Genomic DNA, 26,092 nt, shown 5'->3' with positions numbered 1-26,092 from the left:
GGCTGCGGCGTGATGGCGGGCATCGGCGCCGCCATCAACACCGGGAACGTCGGCCGGGGCGACACGGTCGCGGTCATCGGCTGCGGCGGCGTCGGGGCCGCGGCGATCGCCGGGGCGAATCTGGCGGGTGCGGCGAAGGTCATCGCGGTCGACATCGACGACCGCAAGCTGGAGACGGCCGCCAAGCTGGGCGCGACCCACACCGTCAACTCCAAGGAGGCCGACGCGGTCGAGGCGATCCGCGAGCTGACCGGAGGCTTCGGCGCCGACGTGGTGATCGAGGCGGTCGGCCGCCCCGAGACCTACAAGCAGGCCTTCTACGCCCGCGACCTCGCCGGCACCGTCGTGCTCGTCGGCGTGCCCACCCCCGAGATGAAGCTGGAACTGCCCCTGCTGGACGTCTTCGGCCGCGGCGGCGCCCTGAAGTCCTCCTGGTACGGCGACTGCCTGCCGAGCAGGGACTTCCCGATGCTCATCGACCTGTATCTGCAGGGCCGGCTGGACCTGGACGCCTTCGTCACCGAGACCATCGCACTGGACGACGTCGAGAAGGCCTTCGAGCGCATGCACCACGGCGACGTCCTGCGCTCGGTGGTGGTCCTCTGATGGCCGCCCGCATCGACCGCCTGGTCACCTCGGGGCAGTTCACCCTCGACGGCGGCACCTGGGACGTGGACAACAACGTGTGGATCGTCGGCGACGACACCGAGGCGATCGTCATCGACGCCGCCCACGACGCCGACGCCATCGCCGAGGCCGTCGGGGACCGCCGGCTCACCGCCATCGTCTGCACGCACGCCCACAACGACCACATCGACGCCGCCCCCGCCCTCGCCGAGCGCACCGGCGCCCCGGTCCTCCTCCATCCCGACGACCTGCCGCTGTGGAAACAGACCCACCCCGACAGGGCACCGGACGCCGAACTGACCGACGGCCAGAACCTCTCGGTGGCCGGTGTCGAACTGACCGTGCTGCACACGCCCGGCCACGCCCCCGGGGCGGTCTGCCTGTACGCACCGGGCCTCGCGGCGCTCTTCAGCGGCGACACGCTGTTCGCCGGCGGGCCAGGGGCCACAGGGCGGTCGTACAGCCATTTCCCGACCATCGTGGAATCGATCCGGGACCGGCTGCTGACGCTGCCCGAAGCGACCGTCGTGCACACCGGGCACGGGGACACGACCACCGTCGGCGCCGAGGCCCCGCACCTCCAGGAGTGGATCGACCGCGGTTTCTGACGCCCTCGGGGGACCCACGCAGGCCCGTCCCATCGGCTCGCGGCGATCGCGATCCGACAGGACGGGCTGTTGTTGTATGTGAGTTGGGTTCTACCTGACGCAACAAAATGAACGGCGTCAGAGCGGCCTCTGAATGCCTTGACAAGGGTTCTGGGCAACCCCAGACTGATGTTGCGCTTACCGCAATCCGTTTCGTTATACGCACCGAGGTGTCATGATGATTCCCGCGTGCCGTCTCGAGGATCTCCCCCGGGGCGAGGCCCACCGGCTCGACATCGATCCGCCGGTCTCGGTGTTCCACACCGACGACGGCGAACTCTTCGCCATCGACGACACCTGCACCCACCAGGACGCGTCGCTCGCCGACGGCTGGCTGGAGGGCTGCGAGGTGGAATGCCCGCTGCATGCTTCGAAGTTCGACCTGCGGACCGGTGCGGTCGACGCCCCGCCGGCCAAGCTTCCGGTCCGGACGCACGAGGTCCTCGTCGAGAACGGCATGATCTACGTCCGTCTGTCCATGGACGCGCCCAACCTGCCGCCCTGCATCGCGGCCCGGCTCGCCGGAGGTCCCGCGTGAGGACGGTCGCCGTGGTCGGCGCGTCGCTGGCCGGCCTGTCAGCGGCGCGCTCCCTGCGCAAGCGGGGCTACGACGGCCGGCTCGTCGTCATCGGCGACGAGCTCCACCGCCCGTACGACCGGCCCCCGCTGTCCAAGGAGTTCCTGGCCGGCACGCTGGGCGAAGCCGAACTCGCGCTGGAGACGGACGACGAGGACCTCGGGGCGGAGTGGCTGCTCGGCGTCCGCGCCGCGGGACTCGACCACGCACGGCGCGTCGTCCGGCTGGGTGACGGACGGGAGGTGCGGGCCGACGGGGTCGTCATCGCGACGGGCGCCGCGGCACGCACGCTCCCCGGCTCCGAGGGCCTGGCCGGCGTGCACACGCTGCGCACCCTGGACGACGCCCGCGCCCTGCGGGACGAACTGCTCCGCGGCGGACGCCTGGTGGTGATCGGCGCAGGCTTCATCGGAGCCGAGGTCGCCTCCACCGCGTCCGCCCTCGGACTGGACGTGACCGTCGTCGAGGCGGCCCGGACGCCGCTCGCCGGACCGCTCGGCGAGGCCATGGGGGCCATCGTCTCCGCCCTCCACACCGACCACGGCGTACGACTGGAGTGCGGCGTGGGCGTCAAAGGGCTCAGCGGGGAGCGGCGTGTCGACGCCGTCCTGCTGGAGGACGGCCGTGGCCTCCCGGCCGACATCGTGGTGGTCGGCGTGGGTGCCCGCCCCAACGTCGAGTGGCTGGAAGGCTCCGGCATCGCTCTCGACGACGGCGTCCAGTGCGGCGCCGACGGCCGTACCCGCCTGGCCGGCGTGGTCGCGGTCGGTGACTGCGCCAACTGGTACGACCCGCGCGCGGGCCGGCACCGGCGCGTCGAGCACTGGACGGGTGCGCGCGAGCGCGCCGACGCCGCCGTCGCCACGCTGCTGGCGGGGGGTGCGGTGGAACCGGGGGCGCCCCGGCCGCCGTACTTCTGGTCCGACCAGTACGGCGTGAAGATCCAGTTCGCCGGTCACGCGGCCGGCGCCGACAGCGTGACCATCGAGGCGGGCACCGCGGACGACCGCGATGTCCTGGCCGTCTACCGGCGGGCCGGGGACCCGGTCGCCGTGCTCGGCATGAACCAGCCGCGGCTGTTCATGCGCTGGCGCAAGCAGCTCGCCGCCGCGTCCTGACTCTTCTCGGCGCGTGAACGACCCCTCCATGACGTCTCCCGAGGAGTGCAACGTGACCTCGACCAGCCTGCCGGACAGTCTGATCGCCACCCTCCCCGGCTCCTCCTACACGGACCCGGGGATCTTCGCCCAGGAGCAGGAGCGCATATTCGAGACCATGTGGTTCTGCGTGGCGCGTGCCTCCGAGCTGGCGAAGCCCGGTGCCTTCCGCACCGTCGACGTGGGCCGCGAGAGCATCCTCGTCACGCGGGCGAGGGACAACAGCGTCCGGGCGTACTTCAACGTGTGCCGGCACCGCGGTGCCAAGCTCTGCACCGAGGAGACCGGTGAGGTCAAGCGGGCCTTCCAGTGCCCGTACCACGCCTGGACGTACGGCCTGGACGGCAAGCTCGTCGCGGCGCCCAACCTCACCAAGATGCCCGACATCGGCCGCACCGAGTACGGCCTCGCGAGCGTGGCCGTGCGCGAATGGCTCGGCTACGTCTGGGTCTGCCTCGCGGAGAACCCGCCCTCCTTCGAGGAGGAGGTCATCGGCGAGATCGTCGCCCGCCTCGGCGACGTCGAGTCGATCGAGCGCTACGGCATCGAGAACCTCTCGGTCGGCAAGCGGATCGTCTACGACGTGAAGGCGAACTGGAAGCTCATCATCGAGAACTTCATGGAGTGCTACCACTGCGCCACGATCCACCCCGAACTCACCGAGGTGCTGCCGGAGTTCGCGGACGGTTACGCGGCCCAGTACTACGTCGGGCACGGCGCCGAGTTCGGCGAGGAGGTCCAGGGCTTCACCGTCGACGGCTCCGAGGGCCTGGACCGCATCCCCGGTGTCGCCGAGGACCAGGACCGCCGCTACTACGCGATCACCGTCCGGCCGCAGGTGTTCATCAATCTGGTGCCCGATCACGTGATCTTCCACCGGATGTATCCGGTGTCCGTGGACCGCACGGTCGTCGAGTGCGACTGGCTGTACCTGCCGCACGTCGTCGAGAGCGGCAAGGATGTCAGCCGGTCCGTGGAGCTGTTCCACCGGGTCAATCAGCAGGACTTCGACGCCTGCGAACGCACGCAGCCCGCAATGGGCTCCCGGATGTACGCCAAGGGCGGCGTGCTGGTGCCCAGCGAGCACCACATCGGAGCCTTCCACGACTGGGTGAACGAGCGCCTGGGCACCCCTCAGGCGTGACGCGGCCGGGGCTCAGCCCAGGTAGCCCATCCGGTGGCTGATCTCCTCGGCGCCCTTGAGGAGCACCGGGGCCAGCTCGTGCAGGCGCTCCTCGGTGAACCGGTACGCGGGTCCGGAGGCGCTGAGCGCCGCGATGACATCGCCGTCCCGATTGCGAACCGGTGCGGCCATGGCGTGCAGGCCGATCTCCAGTTCCTCCAGCGTCCACGCGTAGCCGCGCTCGCGGGCCTCGGCGAGGTTCTTCTCGAGCTTCGTCTTCGCCGTGATGGTCCGCGGGGTGACCTTCTTCATCCCGGCGGTAGACAGCAGCGCGGCGCGCTCCTTCGCGGGCAGGTGGGCCAGCAGGATCTTGCCGCTGGACGTGGCGTGCAGCGGGGTCAGCTGGCCGACCCAGTTGTGCGCGGTGACCGCGCCCGGGCCGCGCACCTGGTACAGGTTGATCGCGTAGTGCTCCTGCATGACGGCGATGTTGACCGTCTCGCCGATCTCCTCGGCGAGACGCTCGCAGACCGGACGGCCCTGCTGGGTGATGTCGATACGGCCGGTGACCGCGCCGGCGAGGCGCACGATGCCGAAGCCGAGCCGGTACTTCCCGCGCTCGCCGGCCTGCTCCACCAGACCGCGCGCCTCCAGGGCGCCGAGCAGACGGAAGGCGGTGGACTTGTGGACGTCGATCTCGCCCGCCACCTCGCTGACCCCCGCCTCGCCACGCTGAGCGAGGATCTCCAGAACGCTGATGGCGCGGTCCACCGACTGCACGCCACCGGCGTGCGAATTCGACGCTTCTGTGTCAGGGCTGTAGTTGCTCACAGTAAAACTATACGCGCAGTAAACAACACACCTGCAAGTAATGCCGTCGAAACGATGTTCGGCAAGTTGCGTGCTCCGCAACCTGGTGCGCATGACGGGACCAGGTCTAGCATGCCTCGCACATCTACGGCGCGAGCGAGACGAGGCATCATGGCTCCCCTGCAGTACGACTTCGTCATCGTCGGTGGCGGTTCGGCCGGCAGTGCACTGGCGAACCGGCTCTCCGCCGACCCGGCCAACCGGGTACTGGTGCTGGAGGCGGGCCGGCCGGACTACCCGTGGGACGTCTTCATCCACATGCCCGCGGCGCTGACCTACCCGATCGGCAGCCGGTTCTACGACTGGAAGTACGAGTCCGAGCCCGAGCCTCACATGGGCGGCCGGCGCATCTACCACGCGCGCGGCAAGGTGCTGGGCGGCTCCAGCAGCATCAACGGCATGATCTTCCAGCGCGGCAACCCCATGGACTACGAGCGCTGGGCGGCCGACCCCGGCATGGAGACCTGGGACTACGCACACTGCCTGCCGTACTTCCGGCGCATGGAGAACTGTCTCGCGGCCGACCCCGACGACGAGTTCCGCGGCCATGACGGCCCGCTCGTCCTCGAACGCGGCCCGGCGTCCAACCCCCTCTTCGACGCCTTCCTCAAGGCCACCGAGGAGGCGGGTTACGCGCCCACGGACGACGTCAACGGCTACCGACAGGAAGGTTTCGCCAAGTTCGACCGGAATGTCCATCGCGGACGCCGGCTGTCGGCCTCGAAGGCGTACCTCAAGCCCGCGATGAGACGGCCCAACCTCACCGTCCGGACCCGCTCCCTCGTCACCCGCGTCCTCTTCGAGGGCAAGCGCGCGGTCGGGGTCGAGTACCAGCGCGGCCGGGGCGCCCTCCAGCAGGTCCGCGCCAAGGAGGTCATCCTGTGCGGCGGCGCCATCAACTCCCCGCAGCTGCTCCAGCTCTCCGGCGTCGGCAACGCCGGGGAACTGCGCGCCCTCGGCATCGACGTCGTCCACGACCTCCCGGGCGTCGGCGAGAACATGCAGGACCACCTGGAGGTGTACATCCAGTACGCCTGCAAGCAGCCGGTCTCCATGCAGCCGTACCTGGCGAAGTGGCGGGCCCCCTTCATCGGACTGCAGTGGCTGTTCAGGAAGGGCCCCGCCGCGACCAACCACTTCGAGGCCGGCGGCTTCGCCCGCAGCAACGAGGACGTGGACTACCCCAACCTGATGTTCCACTTCCTGCCCATCGCGGTCCGCTACGACGGCTCCGTGCCCGCCGGGGGCCACGGCTACCAGGTGCACGTCGGACCCATGTACTCCGACGCCATCGGCTCCGTGAAGATCAGGAGCAGGGACCCGCGCGAGCACCCGGCGCTGCGCTTCAACTACCTCTCCACCGAACAGGACCGCCGCGAGTGGGTCGAGGCGATCAGGGTCGCGCGCAGGATCCTCGGCCAGCCCGCGCTCGCCCCCTACAACGACGGGGAGATCTCACCCGGTCCGTCGGTGGAGAGTGACGAGGAGATCCTCGCCTGGGTGGCCAAGGACGGCGAGACCGCCCTGCACCCGTCCTGCACCTGCAAGATGGGCACCGACGAGATGTCCGTCGTCGATCCCACCAGCATGCGGGTGCACGGCGTGGAAGGCCTGCGCGTCGTCGACGCGTCGGTGATGCCGTACGTCACCAACGGCAACATCTACGCCCCGGTGATGATGGTCGCCGAGAAGGCCGCCGACCTGATCCTCGGCAAGGAGCCGCCGGCGCCGTCCAAGGCCGCGTACTACCGCCATCGTGACGTCCGGAAGCAGACGGAGTAGGTGTTGAGCGCGACAGGTCTGAGGGCGCTGCTGGAGAGCGTCCGCTACGAGGTGCTGCCCGCGAAGGCCACCGAGGACAAGGTCCTCGCCCACGTCCCGCGCGACGTCGTCGTCACCGTGACGGCGTCGCCGGTCAAGGGCCTGGAGCCGACCCTGGCCCTCGCCTCCAGGCTCGCCGCGCAGGGCTACCGGGTCGTCCCGCACGTGCCCGCCCGGCTGCTGCGGGACGACCTCCACCTGAAGGAGGTCACCGGCCGGCTCCTGGAGGCGGGTGTGGACGACGTGTTCGTCCCGGCCGGCGACTCCGACCCGCCCGCCGGGGCCTACGGCGGCGCCCTCCCGGTCCTGCGCAGACTGAGCGAGCTGGGCAGTCCCTTCACCCGCGTCGGGATCACCGGCTACCCGGAGAGCCATCCGCTCATCGACGACGACGTCACCGTCCAGGCCATGTGGGACAAGCGCGAGCACGCCACCTACATCGTGAGCAACCTGTGCTTCGACCCACGGGTGCTCGCGGAATGGCTCGTTCGCATCCGGCGCCGTGACGTCACCCTGCCCGTGTACATGGGGGTCGCCGGGCCCGTGCAGCGGACGAAGCTGCTGGCCATGGCCGCCAGGATCGGGGTGGGGGAGTCGACGCGCTTCCTGACGAAGCACGCCTCCTGGTTCGTGCGTTTCGCGGCCCCCGGCGGGTACGCCCCCGAGCGGCTGCTGTCCCGTGCCGAGGAGGCCCTCACCGCACCCTCGGCGGGCGTGGCCGGCCTGCACCTGTTCACGTTCAACCAGATCGCCGAGACGGAGCGGTGGCGCCGCGCGCTGCTGGACCGGCTGGGCGGCTGAACCGGGAGAAGGCAGGGGCCGGAGACCGACTCGCGCCGTATACGAAAGCGTCGGGACCGGAATCCGGTCCCGACGCCTTCGTGACTCGGTTCAGCGGAAGACCACGGTGCGGTTGCCGTCCACCATCACACGGCTCTCGCTGTGCCACTTCACCGCGTGGGCGAGCACCTGCGCCTCCACGTCCCGCCCGACGGCGACCAGGTCGCCGGGGTCGAGCGAGTGGTCCACCCGGACCACGTCCTGCTCGATGATCTGACCCTCGTCCAGGTCCGGCGTCACATAGTGCGCGGTCGCGCCGACGAGCTTCACTCCGCGCCGGTAGGCCTGCTCGTAGGGGCGTGCGCCCTTGAAGCTGGGCAGGAACGAGTGGTGGATGTTGATGGCGCGGCCCTCCAACTCCTTGCACAGGTCGTCGGAGAGGACCTGCATGTAGCGGGCGAGCACCACCAGGTCGATGTCCAGCTCACGCACGAGCTCCAGCAGCCGTGCCTCGGCCTCGGGCTTGGTCTCCTTGGTCACCGGCACGTGGTGGAAGGGGATGTCGTACGTCCGGGCGAGTCCCTCGAAGTCCCGGTGGTTGGAGACGATCGCGGGGACCTCGATGTTGAGGGCGCCGGTGCGCCGACGGAAGAGCAGGTCGTTCAGGCAGTGGCCGAACCTGGACACCATGATCAGTGTCCGGGTCGGTGTGGCCGCTTCGTTGAGGGCCCAGGAGATGCCGTAGGCCCGGGCCACCGGACCGAACCGGTATCGCAGGGTTTCCAGTTCGGTGTCCGGGTCGGAGACGTCGAAGTGGACCCGCATGAAGAAGCGGCCCTGAAGTCGGTCGTCGAACTGCTGGCTTTCCAGGATGTTGCCGGAGTTCCTGACGAGGAAGCCGCTCACGGCGTGGACCAGCCCGGCGCTGTCGGGACAGGAGAGGGTGAGGACGTACTCACGGCCAGGTTGCGGTCGGGGGGACATGGCGGCCTCCGTCGGTGCGTCATGCACAACATGGTGAGCGATGCGCAACATGGTCGGCTCGCGGCCGCTCGCGGTCAAGGGCGGGCGGGTAAAGCCGCGCCTGGCGAAATCGTCATCCGCCCACCCCTTGACGTGGGTACTCCCATTCGACACTGTGTTCCACCACAAGCAATAGGGTGCACGATGCGCAACGAATTTCCATCGAAAGGCTCGTCGCGTGGCAGACCTGTATGTGGACGGCGAATGGCGGGATTCGGTGGACGGCGGTCGCCGGGAGATCCGATGTCCCGCCGACGGTACGCTCGCGGCGACCGTCTCGGAAGGCACACGCCCCGACGCCGAGGCGGCGATCGCCGCCGCGCGGCGCGCCTTCGACACGGGGGACTGGCCGGGCACCCCCGAGCGGGAGCGCGGCGCACTGCTGCTGCGCACCGCCGACATCCTCGAACGCGACGCCAAGGAATTCGCCCGCGCCGAGTCCCTCGACACCGGTAAGCGGCTGGTGGAGAGCGAGTACGACATCGCCGATGTCGTCTCCTGCCTCCGCTACTACGGCGGGCTCGGCGGCACCGACGCCGGCCGTGTGATCGACACCGGCCGCGACGACGCCGTCAGCCGGGTCGTCCATGAGCCGGTGGGTGTGTGCGGGCTCATCACCCCGTGGAACTACCCGTTGCTGCAAGCCGGTTGGAAGGTGGCCCCGGCTCTGCTGGCCGGCAACACGATCGTCCTCAAGCCCAGCGAGCTCACCCCCTCCACCTCGATCCTGCTGATGAGGGCTCTCCAGGAGGCCGGGCTCCCGGCCGGCGTCGCCAACCTCGTCCTCGGCACCGGGCCCGAGGTGGGCGCGCCGCTGTCCGAGGACCCGGCCGTGGACATGGTGTCCTTCACGGGGGGCCTGGAGACCGGCAGGCGGATCATGGCCACCGCCGCCGCGACCGTGAAGAAGGTGGCGCTGGAGCTGGGCGGCAAGAATCCCAACGTCGTCTTCGCCGACGCCGACTTCGCCACGGCCGTGGACTTCGCGCTCACGGCCGTCTTCCTGAACTCGGGCCAGGTCTGCTCGGCCGGGGCCCGGCTGGTCGTGGAGGACTCCCTGCACGACCGCTTCGTCGACGAGGTGGTCCGCCGGGCCCGGCGGATCCGGCTCGGCGGCCCCTTCGACCCCGACGCCGAGACCGGGGCGCTGATCTCCGCGCAGCACCTGGAGAAGGTCGAGGCGTACGTCGCGGCCGGGCTCGCCGAAGGCGCCGTACTGCGCTGCGGGGGCGCCCGGCCCGACGACCCGGCGCTGGCAGGCGGCCACTACTACCTGCCGACCGTGCTCGACGAGTGCGGGCAGGACATGCGCGTGGTGCACGAGGAGTCCTTCGGGCCCGTGCTCACCGTGGAGCGCTTCACCGACGAGGACGACGCCGTACGCATCGCCAACGACACCGCGTACGGACTCGCCGGAGCCGTGTGGACGCAGGATGCCGGCAAGGCCCAGCGGGTCGCCCGGAGGCTGCGTCACGGGACGGTCTGGATCAACGACTACCACCCCTATGTGCCGCAGGCGGAATGGGGTGGCTTCGGGCGATCGGGCGTGGGCCGGGAGCTGGGACCGACCGGCCTGAACGAGTACCGAGAGCCCAAACACATCTGGCAGAACATCCAACCCCGGCCGCAGCACTGGTTCCGCGGCTGAATGCCGAAAGAAGGTCGAACGTGACCACACAGACCGAGGTGCCGCAGCGGCGCGGCACGTCCCAGGACTCGGGCTCCACCCCGGTCATCTCCGTGCGCAGGCTGTGGAAGGTGTTCGGACCGAAGGCCGACCAGGTCCCGGATTCCGAGGAGCTGCGCGGGCTGACCCGCCGCGCGCTGATGGACCGCACCGGATGCACCGCCGCCGTGCGCGACGTCCACTTCGACGTCTCGCCCGGCGAGGTCTTCGTCGTCATGGGGCTGTCCGGCTCCGGCAAGTCCACGCTGGTGCGATGTCTGACCCGGCTGATCGAACCCACCGCCGGTGAGATCGTCTTCGAGGGCGAGGACATCCGCCAGGCCGACGACAAGCGCCTGCGCGACCTCAGACGCCGGAAGTTCTCCATGGTCTTCCAGCACTTCGGTCTGCTGCCCCACCGCCGCGTCGTCGACAACGTGGCGTTCGGGCTGGAGATCCGCGGCGTGGGCAGGGCCGAGCGCGTCAGGCGGGCCCAGGAGGTCGTCGAACTGGTCGGCCTCGCGGGCTACGAGAACTCCTACCCCGACCAGCTCTCCGGCGGCATGCAGCAGCGCGTCGGTCTGGCCCGGGCGCTGGCCGGTGATCCCGACGTGCTCTTCTTCGACGAGCCGTTCTCGGCGCTCGACCCGCTGATCCGCAGGGACATGCAGAACGAGGTCATCCGGCTGCACCACGAGGTCGGCAAGACGATGGTGTTCATCACCCACGACCTGTCCGAGGCCCTCAAACTCGGCGACCGCATCCTGATCATGCGCGACGGCGCGATGGTCCAGTGCGGCACCGGCGACGAACTGGTGGGCGCCCCGGCGGACGACTACGTGCGCGAGTTCGTCAAGGACGTCCCGCGCGGTGACGTGCTGACCCTGCGGTGGATCATGCGGCCCCTGGAGGACGGCGACGCCCTGGACGGTCCCGAGCTGGGCCCGGACGTCGTGGTGAAGGAGGCCACCCGGGCGGTACTGGCCGCCGACAAGCCGGTCAAGGTCGTCGAGAACGGCAAGCTGCTCGGCATCGTCGGCGACGAGGAGATCCTCGCGGTGGTCGCCGGGCAGGAGGGCGGCGCGTGATGACCGTCGCCGTCGAGAAGCCCGAGGAGACGCGGACGGCGGAGCCCGCTCCCGCCGCCGGCGCGGGACGCAAGGTCAGCCGGTCCATGGTGGTCGGCGCCATCCTGGTCCTGTGGCTGGTGCTCTTCGCCGTCCTGCGCGGGAAGCAGACCCTCGCCCTGGCCGCGGCGGACCTGACCGACCTGCACCGCTGGTTCAACGACGTCAACGACTCCATCGGCGCGAACCGCAACTCCAACCCCCTCTTCCTGTACTTCTTCAACGAGATCCGCCTGGTCATCGACACCCTGGTGACGTTCGTGCAGGAGCTGATCTCGCAGCCCTCCGCCGACCGCCCGGCCCCGCAGATCGGGTGGCTCGGTGTCGTCGGCATCGCCGGCTATGTGTCCTGGGCCGTGGGCAACTGGCGCGTCGCGCTGCTGGCGGTGGCCGGCTTCACCTTCCTGGGGCTCCAGGGGCTGTGGCAGGAGAGCATGGACACCCTGGCGCTCACCCTCTCGGCCGTCTTCGTGGCGCTGCTGTTCGCCATCCCGCTGGGCGTGTTCTCGGGGCTGTCCGACCGGTTCAACCGGATCATCACGCCCGTGCTGGACTTCATGCAGACGATGCCGACCTTCGTCTACCTGGCCCCGCTGACCCTGTTCTTCCTCATCGGCGGAGCCTCCGCCACCATCGCCACGGTGATCTACGCGGCACCGCCGGCGATACGCATCACCGCCCACGCCATCCGTTCCGTGCCCGAGACCACGGTGGAGGCGGCCGGCTCGCTGGGGGCGACGCGGCGCCAGGCCCTGCTGAAGGTCCTGCTGCCGATGTCCAAGCGAACCGTCGTGATGGGCGTCAACCAGACCATCATGGCCGCCCTGGCCATGGTGACCATCGCGGCGCTGATCGACGCGCCCGGCCTCGGCAAGACCGTCGTACAGGCGCTGCAGTCGCTCGACGTGGGCACGGCCTTCAACGCGGGCCTGTCCATCGTCGTCATGGCGATCGTGCTGGACCGGGTCACGACCGCGGCCAGCGCGCGCGAGGAGGAGGCCCGGCGGTCGAAGAACCGCTTCCTGGCGTGGCGGCGGCCGCTGCTGGGCGCGGGCGCCGCGGCGACGGCCGTCCTGATCTACATGTCGCACACCTACGTCTGGGCGGCGGAGTTCCCGGGCGAGGGCGGGATCGGCAGCAACATCGCGAGCGCGGCCGACACCGCGACGACCTGGGTGCAGGACAACCTCTCGGGCCTGACCAACGCCGTCCGCGACGTCATCACCAACGGGCTGCTCAACCCCTTCCAGTCGCTGCTCACCGACTCCCCGTGGTGGCTCGTCGGCGCCGTGCTGATCGCGCTCGGCGTCGTCCTCGGCGGGCTGCGCGCCGGCCTCACCACGGCGGTGTGCGTGGGGCTGCTGGTCGCCACCGGCGTGTGGTCGGACGGCATGACGACGCTGGCCTCGACCCTCGTCGCCACGGTGCTCGTGATGCTTCTCGGCATCGTCTTCGGCGTGTGGATGGGACGCAGCGCACTCGTGGACCGGATGCTGCGGCCCAGCCTGGACGCGGCCCAGGTCATGCCGCCGTTCGTCTATCTCGTACCGTTCCTCGCGCTGTTCGGCGCGACCCGCTTCACGGCGATCGTCGCCGCCGTCGTCTACGCGGCTCCCGTCGCCATGAAGATCATCGCGGACGGGGTGCGGAACGTGCCCGCGACGACCGTGGAGGCGGCCACCTCCGCCGGATGCAACACCTGGCAGATCATCACCAAGGTCCAACTGCCGATGGCACGCGGCGCCCTGACTCTCGCGACCAACCAGGGCCTGATCTACGTGCTGTCGATGGTTGTGGTGGGCGGCCTGGTGGGAGCGGGCGCCCTCGGCTACGACGTCGTGGCCGGCTTCTCACAGGGGCAGCTGTTCGGGAAGGGACTGGCCGCAGGGCTCGCCATCGTCCTTCTCGGAGTCATGTTCGACCGGATCACTCAGGCAGCGGCGCGGCGTACCAGCGCGTAAGGAGCAACTGACCATGGCAAGGCAAGCAAGACACTGGAGAGTCGGCGCGGCCGGCACAGCGGGCGTGGCCGTTCTCGGGCTCACCCTCACCGCCTGCGGCGGCGCGAAGGTCGGTGACAGCTCCTCGGAGGCCGGCGGCTCGGGCGGCTCCGCCAAGTGCGGCACCTTCAACCTCGCGGTCAACCCGTGGGTGGGCTACGAGGCCAACGCGGCGGTCATCGCGTACGTGGCGGAGCACGACCTCGGCTGCAAGGTCACCCAGAAGGACCTGAAGGAGGAGATCGCCTGGCAGGGCTTCGGGACGGGCGAGGTCGACGCCGTCGTGGAGAACTGGGGCCACGACGACCTGAAGAAGAAGTACATCACCGACCAGAAGACCGCCGTCGACGCCGGCCCGACCGGCAACGAAGGTCTCATCGGCTGGTACGTGCCGCCGTGGCTGGCCAAGGAGCACCCGGACATCCTCGACTGGAACAACCTCAACAAGTACGCGGCCGAGTTCAAGACGTCCGAGTCCGGCGGCAAGGGCCAACTCCTCGACGGTGACCCGTCGTTCGTCACCAACGACGAGGCCCTGGTGAAGAACCTGAAGCTCGACTACAAGGTGGTGTACGCGGGCAGCGAGACCGCTCTCATCCAGGCCTTCCGCAAGGCGGAGAAGGACAAGGAATGGGTGATCGGCTACTTCTACGAGCCGCAGTGGTTCATGTCCGAGGTGCCGCTGAAGAAGGTCAAGCTGCCCGAGTACAAGGCGGGCTGCGACGCCGACGCCGAGAAGGTCGCCTGCGACTACCCCGTGTACAAGCTCGACAAGATCGTCAGCGCGAAGTTCGCCAAGTCGGGCAGCCCCGCCTATGACCTGGTGAAGAACTTCACCTGGACCAACGACGACCAGAACGTCGTGGCGAAGTACATCGCGGTCGACAAGATGGCCCCCGAGGCGGCCGCGAAGAAGTGGGTCGAGGCCAACCGCGCCAAGGTGGACGCCTGGCTCAAGTAGGCCCTTCGGAGATGCCCGGTGGGCGGTGCGCACGGACACGCGCCGCCCGCCGGGCATTCCTGTTTCCCGGGCCGTTCTCCGACGTCACCGGACCTCTTGACACCCACTGGGCAGGAAGGCACATTGAGTTGCGCAACCTGAATCAGGTTGCGCAGAAAGCAACTCAACCGGAGGTGCGGCGATGGCGGGACCGCGTGTGGTCATCATCGGAGCGGGAGTCGTCGGCGCGGCTCTCGCGGACGAGATCTCGGCGCGGGGCTGGACCGAGGTGACGGTGGTCGACCAGGGCCCGCTCCCGGCCACCGGGGGCTCGACCTCGCACGCTCCCGGCCTGGTCTTCCAGACCAACTCCTCGAAGACCATGACCGAGCTGGCCCGCTACACCGTCGAGAAGTTCTGCTCCCTCGACGTCGACGGCAAGCCCTGCTTCCTCCAGGTCGGCGGCCTCGAAGTGGCCACCACCCCGGAGCGCCTTACCGAACTGCACCGCCGGCACGGCTGGATCACCGCCTGGGGCATCGAGTCGCGGATCCTCACCGCCGACGAGTGCGTCGAGAAGCACCCGCTGCTCGACCGTGACAAGGTCCTCGGCGGCCTCCACGTCCCCACCGACGGCCTCGCCAAGGCCGTCCTCGCCGTCGAGGCGCAGATCCGCCGCGCCACCGAGCGCGGCGTACGCTTCCTCGCCCGCCACGAGGTCCTCGACGTCCTGACGGCCGACGGCGAGGTGACGGGCGTCCGCACCGACCAGGGCGATCTGGAAGCCGACATCGTCGTGTGCTGCGCCGGCATCTGGGGCCCGAAGATCGCCCGCATGGCCGGCATGAACCTCCCGCTGACCCCGCTCGCCCACCAGCTCGCCTGGACCGGCCCCGTCCCGGCGCTCGCCGGCCAGACCGAGGAGGCGATCCGCCCGATCCTGCGCCACCAGGACGCCGACCTCTACTACCGCGACCGCTTCGACGGCCTGGGCATCGGCTACTACGGCCACCGCCCGATGCCGATCACCGCCGACGAGATCCTCTCCGTCGACGAGGCCGACGACATGCCCTCGGTCCTGAAGTTCACCGAGGAGGACTTCGAGGACGCCTGGACCGAGACCCACTCCCTCCTGCCCGCCACGCAGGAGGCGAAGGTCGAGGAGGGCCTCAACGGCCTGTTCTCCTTCACCACCGACAACTTCCCGCTGCTCGGCGAGTCCCCGGACGTCAAGGGCTTCTGGGTCGCCGAGGCCGTCTGGGTCACCCACTCCGCGGGCGTCGGCCGGGCCATGGCCGAATGGCTGGTCGACGGCCACTGCTCGTCCTTCGACCTGCACGAGTGCGACGTCAACCGCTTCGAGCCGCACCAGCTGTCCCCGGGGTACGTCCTGGCCCGCGACTGCCAGAACTTCGTCGAGGTCTACGACATCCTCCACCCCCTCCAGCCGTCCGGTGACCCGCGCCCGATCCGCACCAGCCCCTTCCACGCCCGCCAGCAGGAGCACGGCGCCTTCTTCCTGGAGGCGAACGGCTGGGAGCGCCCGCAGTGGTACGAGGCCAACGCGAAGCTGGTCGAGGGCCGTTCCATCCCCACCCCGAACGACTGGGCCGCGCAGTTCTGGTCGCCCATCGTCGGCGCCGAGGCCCAGGCCACCCGCGAGACCGTCGCGATGTACGACATGACGGCCCTCAAGCGCCTGGAGGTGAGCGGCCCCGGCTCGGCCGACTTCCTGGAGCGGCTGTGCACCGGCAAGGTCGCCAAGTCCGTCGGCTCGGTCACCTACACCCTGCTCCTCGACCACGACGGCGGCATCCGCAGCGACATCACCGTCGCCCGCCTCGCCCGTGACCTCTTCCAGGTCGGCGCCAACGGCAACCTGGACCTCGACTGGTTCACCCGCCACCTCCCCGCCGACGGCACGGTCCAGGTCCGTGACATCACCCCCGGCACCTGCTGCATCGGCCTGTGGGGGCCGCTCGCCCGCAAGGTCCTCCAGCCCCTGACGGACGAGGACTTCTCCAAGGACGGCCTGAAGTACTTCCGCGCCAAGCGCGCCTACATCGGCAGCGTCCCGGTGACGGCGATGCGCCTGAGCTACGTCGGTGAACTCGGCTGGGAGCTGTACACCACCGCCGACCAGGGCCTGAAACTCTGGGACACCCTGTGGCAGGCGGCGAAGCCCCTCGGCGGGGTCGTCGCCGGCCGCGGCGCCTTCAACAGCCTCCGCCTGGAGAAGGGTTACCGCTCCTTCGGCACCGACATGACCTACGAGCACGACCCCTACGAGGCCGGCGTCGGCTTCGCCGTCAAGCTCGACAAGGACGACTTCATCGGCAAGGCCGCGCTGGAGCGCCGCAAGGAGAACGTGCGGCGCAGGCTGACCTGCCTGACCATCGACGACCCCCGGTCGGTCGTCCTGGGCAAGGAGCCGGTGTACGACGGCGACCGCGCGGTCGGCTACGTCACCAGCGCCGCCCACGGCTACACGATCGGCAAGGGCATCGCCTACGCCTGGCTCCCGGACGAGCTCACCGCCCCCGGCACGACCGTCCACATCGGCTACTTCGACCAGCGCGTCGAGGCGACCGTCGCCGAGGAACCCCTGTTCGACCCGACCATGTCCCGCCTCCGTGGCTGACCGTGCGAAGAGGTGCCGCCCCATGACCGCACAACTCCTTGACGGCAAGGCGACCGCCGCCGGCATCCGCCGCGACCTCGCGGAGCGCGTCGCCAAGGTGACCGCCACCGTCGGCCGCCCGCCGGGGCTCGGCACCGTCCTGGTCGGCGACGACCCCGGCAGCCACGCCTACGTCACCGGCAAGCACCGCGACTGCGCGCAGGCGGGCATCGCGTCCATCCGCCGGGAACTGCCCGCCGACGCCTCCCAGCAGCAGGTCGAGGAGGTCATCGACGAACTCAACGCCGACCCGGCCTGCACCGGCTACATCGTCCAGCTCCCGCTGCCGCGCCACCTGGACGCGAACGCCGTACTGGAACGCATGGACCCGGCCAAGGACGCCGACGGCCTGCACCCCGTCAACCTCGGCCGGCTCGTCCTGGGCGTCGAGGCCCCGCTGCCGTGCACCCCGCGCGGCATCGTCGAACTGCTCCGCCGCCACGAGGTGCCCCTGGCCGGGGCGCGGGTGTGTGTGATCGGCCGGGGCATCACGGTCGGACGCCCCATCGGACTGCTCCTCACCCGCCGCTCCGAGAACGCCACCGTCACCCTCTGCCACACCGGCACCAAGGGCCTGGCCTGGCACGTACGCGAGGCGGACATCGTCGTCGCGGCCGCCGGCTCACCCGGGCTGATCACCAAGGACATGCTGCGCCCCGGAGCGGCCGTGCTGGACGTCGGCATCACCCGCACCGACCACGGGCTGGTCGGCGACATCCACCCGGACGCCGCCCAGGTCGCCGGCTGGCTCGCCCCCATGCCCGGCGGCGTGGGCCCCATGACCAGGGCGATGCTGCTCGCCAACGTCGTCGAGGCCGCCGAGAGGAACGCCACCGCCGTATGAACGCGCTGAACACCCCACTGGCTGGAGACATCCGATGAGCCCCCGCACCCCCGGCGCCGAGCTCCCCGAGCACCCCGACTGGCTGTGGCGCACCCCCGAGCCGAAGCGCTCGTACGACGTCGTCATCGTCGGCGGCGGCGGACACGGCCTCGCCACCGCCCACTACCTGGCGAAGAACCACGGCATCACGAACGTCGCCGTGCTGGAGAAGGGCTGGCTGGCGGGCGGCAACATGGCCCGCAACACCACCATCATCCGCTCCAACTACCTGTGGGACGAGAGCGCCGGCATCTACGAGCACGCCCTCAAGCTCTGGGAGGGCCTGGCGGAGGAACTCGACTACCCGATCCTCTTCTCCCAGCGTGGCGTGCTGAACCTCGCGCACAGCCTCCAGGACGTCCGCGACAGCGTGCGCCGCGTGGAGGCGAACCGCCTCAACGGCGTGGACGCGGAGTGGCTCGACGCGGACGGCGTCAAGGACGTCTGCCCGATCGTCAACACCTCCCCGGACGTGCGCTACCCGGTTCTCGGCGCCACCTACCAGCCGCGCGCCGGCATCGCCAAGCACGACCACGTGGCCTGGGGCCTGGCCCGCTCGGCGGACGCCGCCGGCATCGACATCATCCAGAACTGCGAGGTCACCGGCCTGGAGGTGGTCGGCAACCGGGTGGTGGGCGTCCGGACGAACCTGGGCCCCATCGCGGCGGGCAAGGTGGCCCTGTGCTCGGCGGGCCACACCTCGGTCCTCGCCGCCATGGCGGGCATCGAACTCCCGCTCCAGAGCCACCCGTTGCAGGCGCTGGTGTCGGAGCTCCTGGAGCCCGTCCACCCCACGGTGGTCATGTCCAACGCGGTCCACGTGTACGTCAGCCAGGCCCACAAGGGCGAGCTGGTGATGGGCGCGGGCATCGACGCCTACAACTCCTACACCCAGCGCGGCGCCTTCCACATCATCGAGGAGCAGATGTCGGCGGCCCTGGAACTCTTCCCGGTCTTCGCCCGCGCCCACGTCCTGCGCACCTGGGGCGGCATCGTCGACGTCAGCCCCGACGCCTCCCCGATCATCGGGCTCACCCCCGTCGACAACCTCTACCTCAACTGCGGCTGGGGAACGGGCGGTTTCAAGGCCACGCCGGGCGTCGGCTGGGTCTACGCCCACACCATCGCCCACGACACCCCGCACGCCCTCAACGCCCCCTTCTCGCTCGACCGTTTCACCACCGGCGCGCTCGTCGACGAGCACGGCGCGGCCGCGGTGGCCCACTAGGACCACTGGAATCTGGGAGCCGATCCATGCTGCTCATCCCCTGCCCGTGGTGCGGGCCCCGCGACGAGGCCGAGTTCCACTACGGCGGTCAGGCCCACGTGCCGTACCCGGAGGACCCGGCGTCCCTCTCCGACGAGGAATGGGCCCGCTACCTCTTCTTCCGCGACAACCCCAAGGGCCCCTTCGCCGAGCGCTGGACCCACGCGTCGGGCTGCCGCCGCTGGTTCAACGCCGTGCGGGACACGTCGACGAACGAGATCCTGATGGTGTACAGGTCGGGAGAGGAACGCCCGGCAACGCTTGAACCGAGGTCGGTGTTGTCAGCGGGGTCTGGGGCGGCAGCCCCAGAAGGGGCGCGGGGCAGTGCCGATATGCGGCTCCGCCGCGGGGCGCGACCAGCCCCCGCCCACCCGCTGCTGAATGACAAGCTTGGCGGGGTCGAAGGGGCGGAGCCCCTTCAGGACGGGACGGGCAGGGGCGGCGGGGGCGAGACTCAGCCGTTCCGCCACGCGACCCGCGGCCGCATCGACCGCGACACCCCCCTCACCTTCACCTTCGACGGCACTCGATACCAGGGCTACCGCGGCGACACCCTCGCCTCCGCCCTCCTCGCCAACGGCGTCATCCAGGCCGGCACCAGCATCAAGCTCGGCCGCCCCCGAGGCATCTTCTCCGCCGGCGTCGAGGAACCCAACGCGGTCGTCCAGATCGAGGAACCGTTCCCGGAGCCCATGCTCCCGGCCACCACCGTCGAGCTCCATGACGGCCTGGTCGCGAGCAGCCTCCCCGGCCAGGGCCGCCTCGCCACCGAGCCGGACCCCGCCCGCTACGACGCCGTACACGCCCACTGCGACCTGCTGATCGTGGGCGCCGGCCCGGCCGGCCTCGCGGCAGCGGCGGCGGCAGCGCACAGCGGCGCCCGCGTCATCCTCGCCGACGACCGACCCGAACTCGGCGGCAGCCTCCTGGGCACGGCCGAACACCTCGACTGGGTCCAGGACGTCACCGGCCGGCTCGACGCCGCCCCCGAGGTGCGCGTCCTTTCCCGCACCACCGTCTTCGGCTACTACGACGACAACCACCTCCTCGCCGTCGAGCGCCGCACGAACCACCTCGGCGCCGACGCCCCCGAGAACGTCTCCCGCGAACGCGTCTGGCGCATCCGCGCCCGCCGGGTCGTCCTCGCCACCGGCGCCCACGAGCGCTCGCTGGCCTTCGCGGACAACGACCGCCCCGGCGTGATGCTGGCCTCCTCGGCCCGCGCCTACGCCAACCGGCACGGCGTCCTGCCCGGCCGCCACGCGGTCGTCTTCACGACGAACGACAGCGCTTACGCGGCGGCCCTCGACCTCGCCTCGGCGGGCCTGGCCATCACGGCGATCGTCGACACCCGCCCTGAACCGGGCGAGTGGGCCGAGCGCGCGAGGGCGGCCGGCATCGAGGTTCTGCCCGGCCACGCCGTCACCGGCACGGAAGGCGGCGACGCGCGCCTCACCGCGGTGACCGTCGCCCCGTACGGAGAGTCCGCGGGCCGACGGGAGTTCGCCGCCGACCTGCTGCTGGTCTCCGGCGGCTGGAACCCGGTGGCCCACCTGTTCAGCCAGTCGGGCGGCAGACTGCGCTACGACGACACGCTGGGCTCCTTCGTCCCCGACACCACCCGCCAGGCCGTCGAGGTCGTCGGCAGCGCGAGCGGTGCCCTCGACCCGGCCACTGTCCTGGCACAGGGCGCGGCCGCCGGTGCGCGCGCCGTCGAGGCCGAGGGCTACACGGCTGAGGCGCCCCGCCTCCCCGAGGTGGCCGAACAGCCGCGGCCGACGCCCCCCATGCACGTGTACGTCGTCCCGGGCGACTCGGACGCCCCCCGTTTCGTCGACCTCCAGCGTGACGTCACCGTCGACGACCTGGCCCGTGCGGCCGGCGCCGGACTGCGCTCGGTCGAGCACACCAAGCGCTACACGACGGCCGGCACCGCCAACGACCAGGGCAAGACGTCCGGTGTCCTGGCCAGTGGCGTCGTCGCGGAACTCCTCGGCGTGGACATCTCGGCGCTCGGCACGACCACGTTCCGCCCGCCGTACACGCCGGTCTCCTTCGCCGCCCTCGCGGGCCGCGACCGAGGCACGCTGAGCGACCCGGTCCGCACGACTGCCATCCATGCGTGGCACGTCGCGCACGGCGCGCTGTTCGAGAACGTCGGCCAGTGGAAGCGCCCCTGGTACTACCCGCAGGACGGCGAGGACATGGCGGCCGCCGTGCTGCGCGAGTGCCGGGCGGCCCGCGAGGGCGTGGCCTTCATGGACGCCTCCACCCTCGGCAAGATCGACGTACAGGGCCCGGACGCCGGCGTCTTCCTCGACCGGCTCTACACCAACATGATGAGCACCCTGAAGGCCGGCATGATCCGCTACGGCGTCATGTGCCGCCCGGACGGCATGGTCTTCGACGACGGCACGGTCATCCGCCTCGCCCAGGACCGCTTCCTGGTCACCACGACGACGGGCAACGCCGCCGCCGTACTGGACTGGATGGAGGAGTGGCTCCAGACCGAGTGGCCGGAGCTGAAGGTCCACTGCACGTCCGTGACCGAGCAGTGGGCCACGGTCGCCCTGGTCGGCCCGCAGTCCCGGGCGGTCCTCGGCGCGCTCGCGCCCCGACTCGCCGTGGCCAACGAGGACTTCCCGTTCATGGCGTGGCGCGAGACGACCGTCGCGGGCATCGCGGCCAGAGTCTGCCGGATCAGCTTCTCCGGCGAACTCGCCTACGAGATCAACGTGTCGCCCTGGCAGGCCCTCGCCCTGTGGGAGGCCGTGTACGAGGCCGGCGCCCCCCACGGCATCACCCCGTACGGCACGGAGACCATGCACGTCCTGCGCGCCGAGAAGGGCTACCCCATCATCGGCCAGGACACGGACGGCACCGTCACGCCCCAGGACCTCGGCATGAGCTGGGTGGTGTCGAAGAAGAAGCCGGACTTCATCGGCAAGCGCTCCCACGCCCGTGCCGACACCGCCCGTCCCGACCGCAAGCATCTGGTCGGTGTCCTGCCCGAGGACCCGGACACCTTCCTCCCGGAAGGCACCCACCTGGTCTCGGAGAGCGTGCTGCCGGCCCCGCCCGTCCCGATGCTCGGCCACGTCACGTCCAGCTATCGCAGCGCCGCCCTCGGCCGGACCTTCGCGCTCGCCCTGATCAAGGGCGGCCGGAACCGTATCGGCGAGCGCCTCTACGCCCCCGTGGGCGACCGGCTTGTCCCGGTGACCGTCGCCAGCCCCGTCCTCTACGACCCCGAGGGAGCCCGCCGCGATGGCTGACAACGCCCTGACCGCCCCGCTCCGCAGCCCCCTGGCGCAGGCCGCGGACCGCCTCGCCACCGCGACACGCGCCTCCGGGGGCGCGATCCGGCTGGCCGAACTCCCCTTCCTGACCCAGATCAACGTGCGCCTCGACGCCAAGGGAGCGGCGGCGGAAGCCGTCGGGCTCGCACTGGACCTCCAGCTGCCCCTCCAGCCGAACACCGTCGTCCGAGCGGGGGAGTTGACCGCGCTGTGGCTCGGCCCGGACGAGTGGCTGCTGGTGGGACCGCCGGGGAGCGAGCGGGACCTGGAGGGCCGGATCCGGGAGGCCGCGGGCGACGAGTTCGTCTCCGTGATCGACGTCTCCGCGCAGCGCACCACCCTCCTGGTCACGGGCCCCCGCGCCCGCGACCTGCTGGCCCACGGCTGCCCGCTGGACCTGCACCCGCGGGCCTTCGGCCCCGGACGCTGTGCCCAGACGACCCTGGGCCGCGCACAGGTCGTCCTGGTCGCCCGCGACGATCCGAGGGCCGGGTTCTGGGTCCTGGTGCGCTCGACGTTCGCCGGCTACCTGGCGGACTGGCTGCTCGACGCGGCGACGGAATACGTCCGACGCGACGTCTGACGGCCTACGTCCGGGGACCGTGGACGGGTTCGCCCGTCCTCCCCGTGGGAGCCCCTGTCGAGGGGCTCCCACCGTGCCGTACGCGGCAGCACCTCATCGTCGTACGTTCGAAAGCTGGACTCCTGTGACCGTCACGGCTCACGCCACCACCTCTCCCCGCCCCGGCGCGCCCGGAGTTCACCCGCACGGACTGCCGCGGCCCGGCCGGACGCTGGTCATGGGCGTCGTGAACGTCACTCCGGACTCGTTCTCCGACGGCGGGCTGTCGTTCGCGGCGGACGCGGCCGTCGCACACGGTCTCGCGCTGCTCGAACAGGGCGCGGACATCGTGGACGTGGGCGGCGAGTCCACCCGTCCCGGCGCGGCCCGCCCACCGGTCGAGGAGGAACTGCGACGCGTCCTGCCCGTGGTCCGCGAACTCGCCGCGGCCGGCGCGACCGTGAGCGTCGACACCATGCGGGCCGAGGTCGCCGCCCGCGCCCTGGACGCGGGCGCCCGACTGATCAACGACGTCTCCGGGGGCCTGGCCGATCCGGCGATGCTGCCGCTGGCGGCCCGGGCGGGCACGCCCTACGTGCTGATGCACTGGCGCGGGCACTCCGCCGGCATGCGGGGGAGGGCCGTCTACGACCACGTCGTGACCGATGTGCTCGACGAGCTGCGGCTGAGGATCGACGCGGCGCTGGAGGCGGGCATGGGGCCGGACCGCCTGATCGTCGACCCGGGGCTGGGCTTCGCGAAGACGCCCGACCACAACTGGGAGCTGCTGGGCCGCCTCGGGGACGTCGTGGCCCTCGGACACCCCGTGCTCGTGGGCGCGTCGCGCAAGTCGTTCCTGGGCGGCCTGCTGGCGGACCGGACGACGGGAGAACCCCGCCCCGCTCGGCTGCGGGACGCCGCGACGGCCGCTGTGTCCGTCCTCGCCGCGGCCCAGGGCGTCTGGTGCCTGCGCGTGCACGACGTCGCCTCCACGGCCGACGCGGTACGCGTGACAGCGCGTTGGGGCGTCGGGGCGACACCGGCACGGTCGCCGCTGAGCCGAGTGCGCTGAAACTCCGCCGGGCCGGGTGCCGCCGAGGGGTGTCAGCCCGGATGGCCCATCCGGTGGCTGATCTCCTGCGCGCCGCCGATCAGCGAGGGTGCCAGCTCGTGCATGCGTTCCTCGGTGAAGCGGTACGCGGGGCCGGAGGCGCTGAGCGCGGCGATGACCCGGCCGTCGCGGGAGCGGATCGGAGCCGCCATGGCGTGCAGACCGATCTCCAGCTCCTCCAGCGTCCACGCGTACCCGCGCTCGCGCGCCTCGGCGAGGTTCTTCTCCAGCTTCGTCCTGGCCGTCAGCGTGTGCTGCGTCAGCTTCCGCATGCCGGACTCCTCGAGCACACCGGCGCGCTCCTGCGCCGGCAGGTGGGCCAGCAGGATCTTGCCGCTCGACGTGGCGTGCACCGGCGTGAGCTGGCCGACCCAGTTGTGGGTGCCGACGGCGCCCGGGCCGCGCACCTGACACAGGCTGACGGCGAAGTGCTCCTGCAGGACGGCGATGTTGACGGTCTCGCCGATCTCCTCGCTGAGCCGCTCGCACACGGGCCGGCCCTGCTGGGTGATGTCGAGGCGGCCGGTGACCGCGCCGGCCAGGCGGACGATGCCGAAACCCAGCCGGTACTTGCCCCGCTCGGCCGTCTGCTCGACCAGGCCGCGCGCCTCCAGAGCCCCGAGCAGGCGGAACGCCGTCGACTTGTGGACGTCGATCTCGGCGGCGACCTCGCTGACGCCCGCCTCGCCGCGCCGGGCGAGGATCTCCAGGACGCTGACGGCGCGGTCGACGGACTGCACCCCACTCACCGCGGGACCCGATGTTTCGCTATCTGCGGTGTAGTTGCCCATACCGCAACTATAGGCAGGGGTGTCCCCGGATCTTCAAGAGGTCGCACCGGCCCCACGGGTCGCGAACGGCGGCGTGGGACGGCCGGTTTTCGGCCGCGCGCATGGTCGCACGGCCCGTCGCGTCAGCGGAAGACCACGGTGCAGTGTCCGTTCACCAGCACCCGGCTGCGGCTGTGCCATTCGACGGCGCGGGCGAGTACCTGCGCCTCGACGTCGCGGCCGATGGTGACCAGCTCGTCGGGGGTGCGGGAGTGGTCCACACGGACGACGTCCTGCTCGATGATCGGGCCCTCGTCGAGGTCGGGCGTGACGTAGTGCGCCGTGGCGCCGACGAGCTTCACGCCGCGCTCGTGCGCCTGGACGTACGGCCGGGCTCCCTTGAAGCTCGGCAGGAACGAGTGGTGGATGTTGATGGCCTTGCCGTCGAGCTGCTTGCACAGGTCGTCGGAGAGGATCTGCATGTAGCGGGCCAGCACCACCAGGTCGACGTCCAGCTCGCGCACCAGCTCCAGCAGCCGCGCCTCGGCCTGCGCCTTGGTCTCCTTGGTCACCGGGATGTGGTGGAAGGGGATGCCGTAGCTCCGTGCCAGCGCCTCGAAGTCGCGGTGGTTGGAGACGATCGCCGGGATCTCGATGTCGAGGGTGCCCGTGGACTTGCGGAACAGCAGGTCGTTCAGGCAGTGGCCGAACTTCGACACCATGATCAGTGTGCGCGTCGGGACCGACGCGTCGCGCAACTGCCAGGTGATGCCGTACGCCTGGCCTACGGGGCCGAATCCGGTGCGCAGGTCCTCCAGGGTGATGCCGGGCTCCGAGACGTCGAAGTGCACCCGCATGAAGAAGCGGTTCTGCGGGAGGTCGCCGAACTGCTGGCTCTCCAGGATGTTGCCGGAATGGCTCACGAGGAAGGTGGTCACGGCGTGGACGAGGCCCGCCTGGTCGGGACAGGAAAGGGTGAGGATGAACTCACGGCCGGGCTGCGGTCGAGGAGACATGCCTTCCTCCGTCGGTCGGTGGTGCGAATTGCGCAACGCGGTGAGCTATGCGCAACATCATCGAATGGGGGCGGCCGAGCGGTCAAGGGGTGGGCCGGCGGAAGTGGCCCGGGTGCTCTCGTTTTTCACCGGGGTGGAGACTTCGC

The 26,092-nt window shown here is 70.7% G+C and carries 21 protein-coding genes; 17 read left to right on the top strand and 4 right to left on the bottom strand.

The window, feature by feature from the left end:
- The 5 genes from ABZ948_RS04935 to ABZ948_RS04915 all read left to right on the top strand — a co-directional run.
- On the top strand, window positions 1–606 hold a 606-nt coding region (locus ABZ948_RS04935; protein ID WP_359757322.1), incomplete at its 5' end, for a zinc-binding dehydrogenase.
- On the top strand, window positions 606–1,235 hold the full coding sequence (locus ABZ948_RS04930; RefSeq protein WP_359757321.1) for an MBL fold metallo-hydrolase: 630 nt from the start codon (window positions 606–608) through the stop codon (window positions 1,233–1,235). The genes ABZ948_RS04935 and ABZ948_RS04930, both read left to right, overlap by 1 nt.
- Before the next feature lie 214 nt (window positions 1,236–1,449).
- Window positions 1,450–1,812, top strand: a complete 363-nt coding sequence (locus ABZ948_RS04925) for a bifunctional 3-phenylpropionate/cinnamic acid dioxygenase ferredoxin subunit (RefSeq protein ID WP_359757320.1) — start codon at window positions 1,450–1,452, stop codon at window positions 1,810–1,812.
- Window positions 1,809–2,969, top strand: a complete 1,161-nt coding sequence (locus ABZ948_RS04920; RefSeq protein ID WP_359757318.1) for an NAD(P)/FAD-dependent oxidoreductase — start codon at window positions 1,809–1,811, stop codon at window positions 2,967–2,969. Before ABZ948_RS04925 ends, ABZ948_RS04920 begins: the two co-directional genes overlap by 4 nt.
- A gap of 52 nt (window positions 2,970–3,021) precedes the next feature.
- Window positions 3,022–4,152, top strand: coding sequence for an aromatic ring-hydroxylating oxygenase subunit alpha (locus ABZ948_RS04915; RefSeq protein WP_359757316.1), 1,131 nt, complete (start codon window positions 3,022–3,024; stop codon window positions 4,150–4,152).
- A gap of 12 nt (window positions 4,153–4,164) precedes the next feature.
- Here the strand turns inward: ABZ948_RS04915 and ABZ948_RS04910 are convergent, their stop codons facing one another.
- Window positions 4,165–4,911 (bottom strand): IclR family transcriptional regulator, encoded by a 747-nt coding sequence (locus ABZ948_RS04910; protein ID WP_359757330.1) that lies wholly within the window; start codon window positions 4,909–4,911, stop codon window positions 4,165–4,167.
- A 201-nt stretch (window positions 4,912–5,112) separates the two neighbouring features.
- On the opposite strand from ABZ948_RS04910, the gene betA reads away from it, so the two are divergent.
- Together betA and ABZ948_RS04900 are read left to right on the top strand one after the other, a co-directional pair.
- The gene (gene betA / locus ABZ948_RS04905) at window positions 5,113–6,783 is read left to right on the top strand and encodes a choline dehydrogenase (RefSeq protein ID WP_359757314.1); all 1,671 of its coding nucleotides are present in this window, start codon (window positions 5,113–5,115) and stop codon (window positions 6,781–6,783) included.
- Between the two features lie 3 nt (window positions 6,784–6,786).
- On the top strand, window positions 6,787–7,623 hold the full coding sequence (locus tag ABZ948_RS04900) for a methylenetetrahydrofolate reductase (protein ID WP_359757312.1): 837 nt from the start codon (window positions 6,787–6,789) through the stop codon (window positions 7,621–7,623).
- Between the two features lie 90 nt (window positions 7,624–7,713).
- Here the strand turns inward: ABZ948_RS04900 and purU (ABZ948_RS04895) are convergent, their stop codons facing one another.
- Window positions 7,714–8,586, bottom strand: coding sequence for a formyltetrahydrofolate deformylase (gene purU / locus ABZ948_RS04895; protein WP_359757310.1), 873 nt, complete (start codon window positions 8,584–8,586; stop codon window positions 7,714–7,716).
- Window positions 8,587–8,803: 217 nt separating this feature from the next.
- Between purU (ABZ948_RS04895) and ABZ948_RS04890 the strand changes: the two genes are divergently transcribed.
- The 10 genes from ABZ948_RS04890 (at window position 8,804) to folP (ending at window position 24,121) form a co-directional block, all read left to right on the top strand.
- Window positions 8,804–10,273 (top strand): aldehyde dehydrogenase family protein, encoded by a 1,470-nt coding sequence (locus tag ABZ948_RS04890; RefSeq protein WP_359757308.1) that lies wholly within the window; start codon window positions 8,804–8,806, stop codon window positions 10,271–10,273.
- A 20-nt stretch (window positions 10,274–10,293) separates the two neighbouring features.
- Window positions 10,294–11,379, top strand: a complete 1,086-nt coding sequence (locus ABZ948_RS04885; protein WP_359757306.1) for a quaternary amine ABC transporter ATP-binding protein — start codon at window positions 10,294–10,296, stop codon at window positions 11,377–11,379.
- Window positions 11,379–13,379: an ABC transporter permease gene (locus ABZ948_RS04880; RefSeq protein WP_359757305.1), complete on the top strand. Its 2,001-nt coding sequence runs from the start codon at window positions 11,379–11,381 to the stop codon at window positions 13,377–13,379. Before ABZ948_RS04885 ends, ABZ948_RS04880 begins: the two co-directional genes overlap by 1 nt.
- A gap of 13 nt (window positions 13,380–13,392) precedes the next feature.
- Window positions 13,393–14,379, top strand: a complete 987-nt coding sequence (locus ABZ948_RS04875; RefSeq protein WP_359757303.1) for an ABC transporter substrate-binding protein — start codon at window positions 13,393–13,395, stop codon at window positions 14,377–14,379.
- Between the two features lie 181 nt (window positions 14,380–14,560).
- A complete protein-coding gene (locus ABZ948_RS04870; RefSeq protein WP_359757301.1) occupies window positions 14,561–16,999 on the top strand; it encodes a GcvT family protein in 2,439 nt (812 codons plus the stop codon).
- Between the two features lie 22 nt (window positions 17,000–17,021).
- Window positions 17,022–17,882: a bifunctional methylenetetrahydrofolate dehydrogenase/methenyltetrahydrofolate cyclohydrolase gene (locus tag ABZ948_RS04865; protein ID WP_359757299.1), complete on the top strand. Its 861-nt coding sequence runs from the start codon at window positions 17,022–17,024 to the stop codon at window positions 17,880–17,882.
- Window positions 17,883–17,916: 34 nt separating this feature from the next.
- Window positions 17,917–19,149 carry a sarcosine oxidase subunit beta family protein gene (locus ABZ948_RS04860; protein ID WP_359757297.1) on the top strand — a complete coding sequence of 411 codons (1,233 nt, stop codon included), beginning with the start codon at window positions 17,917–17,919 and terminating at the stop codon, window positions 19,147–19,149.
- Between the two features lie 26 nt (window positions 19,150–19,175).
- Complete coding sequence (locus ABZ948_RS04855) at window positions 19,176–22,463, top strand: sarcosine oxidase subunit delta family protein (RefSeq protein WP_359757295.1); 3,288 nt, start codon at window positions 19,176–19,178, stop codon at window positions 22,461–22,463.
- Window positions 22,456–23,070: a sarcosine oxidase subunit gamma gene (locus tag ABZ948_RS04850; RefSeq protein ID WP_359757293.1), complete on the top strand. Its 615-nt coding sequence runs from the start codon at window positions 22,456–22,458 to the stop codon at window positions 23,068–23,070. The genes ABZ948_RS04855 and ABZ948_RS04850 overlap by 8 nt, the downstream gene beginning before the upstream one ends.
- Window positions 23,071–23,194: 124 nt before the next feature.
- Window positions 23,195–24,121 (top strand): dihydropteroate synthase, encoded by a 927-nt coding sequence (gene folP / locus ABZ948_RS04845; protein ID WP_359757291.1) that lies wholly within the window; start codon window positions 23,195–23,197, stop codon window positions 24,119–24,121.
- A gap of 32 nt (window positions 24,122–24,153) precedes the next feature.
- Here folP and ABZ948_RS04840 read toward each other — a convergent pair whose 3' ends face one another.
- The gene (locus tag ABZ948_RS04840; protein WP_359757289.1) at window positions 24,154–24,951 is read right to left on the bottom strand and encodes an IclR family transcriptional regulator; all 798 of its coding nucleotides are present in this window, start codon (window positions 24,949–24,951) and stop codon (window positions 24,154–24,156) included.
- Window positions 24,952–25,073: 122 nt separating this feature from the next.
- Entirely contained in the window at window positions 25,074–25,946 is an 873-nt protein-coding gene (purU, locus tag ABZ948_RS04835; RefSeq protein WP_359757288.1) for a formyltetrahydrofolate deformylase, read from the bottom strand.
- Window positions 25,947–26,092 lie beyond the last annotated feature (146 nt).

Source organism: Streptomyces olindensis, assembly GCF_040645895.1.
GTDB lineage: Bacteria > Actinomycetota > Actinomycetes > Streptomycetales > Streptomycetaceae > Streptomyces > Streptomyces olindensis.
This window is presented reverse-complemented; position numbering and strand designations above follow the sequence as displayed.

Bases quoted from the DNA above. Each gene is read 5' to 3' on its own strand.
- ABZ948_RS04930 (WP_359757321.1), top strand. From the start codon at position 606: ATGGCCGCCCGCATCGACCGCCTGGTCACCTCGGGGCAGTTCACCCTC.
- ABZ948_RS04925 (WP_359757320.1), top strand. From the start codon at position 1,450: ATGATGATTCCCGCGTGCCGTCTCGAGGATCTCCCCCGGGGCGAGGCC.
- betA (WP_359757314.1), top strand. From the start codon at position 5,113: ATGGCTCCCCTGCAGTACGACTTCGTCATCGTCGGTGGCGGTTCGGCC.
- purU (WP_359757310.1), bottom strand. From the start codon at position 8,586: ATGTCCCCCCGACCGCAACCTGGCCGTGAGTACGTCCTCACCCTCTCC.
- ABZ948_RS04880 (WP_359757305.1), top strand. From the start codon at position 11,379: ATGACCGTCGCCGTCGAGAAGCCCGAGGAGACGCGGACGGCGGAGCCC.
- ABZ948_RS04875 (WP_359757303.1), top strand. From the start codon at position 13,393: ATGGCAAGGCAAGCAAGACACTGGAGAGTCGGCGCGGCCGGCACAGCG.
- ABZ948_RS04870 (WP_359757301.1), top strand. From the start codon at position 14,561: ATGGCGGGACCGCGTGTGGTCATCATCGGAGCGGGAGTCGTCGGCGCG.
- ABZ948_RS04865 (WP_359757299.1), top strand. From the start codon at position 17,022: ATGACCGCACAACTCCTTGACGGCAAGGCGACCGCCGCCGGCATCCGC.
- ABZ948_RS04860 (WP_359757297.1), top strand. From the start codon at position 17,917: ATGAGCCCCCGCACCCCCGGCGCCGAGCTCCCCGAGCACCCCGACTGG.
- ABZ948_RS04855 (WP_359757295.1), top strand. From the start codon at position 19,176: ATGCTGCTCATCCCCTGCCCGTGGTGCGGGCCCCGCGACGAGGCCGAG.
- ABZ948_RS04850 (WP_359757293.1), top strand. From the start codon at position 22,456: ATGGCTGACAACGCCCTGACCGCCCCGCTCCGCAGCCCCCTGGCGCAG.
- ABZ948_RS04840 (WP_359757289.1), bottom strand. From the start codon at position 24,951: ATGGGCAACTACACCGCAGATAGCGAAACATCGGGTCCCGCGGTGAGT.
- purU (WP_359757288.1), bottom strand. From the start codon at position 25,946: ATGTCTCCTCGACCGCAGCCCGGCCGTGAGTTCATCCTCACCCTTTCC.